The following is a 437-nucleotide window of genomic DNA, read 5'->3' as shown; positions in this document are numbered from 1 at the left end:
AGCATCTGTAAATATTGCTCACTCATGTTATCAGCATTTCTCTTGGCATTTGTTGCTCTCGTAGCTCGTTGATACAAATCAACAAAATCATTCCCAGATAAATGATACGAACCATCAGGAAGCCTCTTGAAACTTTCTAAAGGAACCATATCTTTTTGGAAAATGACCGCCATCTCTTTTTTTACATTCAGCATATTTTTCTTCTCTTCTTCAATCTTCGCTCTCTCAGAAGCCATCAGAGCCTTCTCACGCTCGTTTTCTTCTCTTTGCCTAGAAATATACCTCAACTCATCAGAAACGCTCTCACGCTCTTTTACAGCCGTTTGGCGCAATTCAGAAATTTCACTCATGATTTCTTTGTATTCGTGAATATCTTTAATTTTGTTGGTACCGACAATATCCCTTTTCCAACCGTAATCATTCATTAATCGTTCTAT

The 437-nt window shown here is 37.5% G+C and carries 1 protein-coding gene; it reads right to left on the bottom strand.

Annotation, left to right across the window (positions count from 1 at the left end):
- A partial coding sequence (locus RM812_RS42430) for a hypothetical protein (RefSeq protein ID WP_449657866.1) occupies positions 1-425 on the bottom strand: 425 nt, incomplete at its 3' end.
- Between the last annotated feature and the right edge of the window lie 12 nt (positions 426-437).

The sequence above is a fragment of the Streptomyces lancefieldiae genome (genome assembly GCF_031845825.1).
GTDB classification, from domain to species: domain Bacteria; phylum Actinomycetota; class Actinomycetes; order Streptomycetales; family Streptomycetaceae; genus Streptomyces; species Streptomyces lancefieldiae.
The sequence above is the reverse complement of the archived record's forward strand: the minus strand, read 5'-3'. Positions and strand labels throughout refer to the sequence as shown.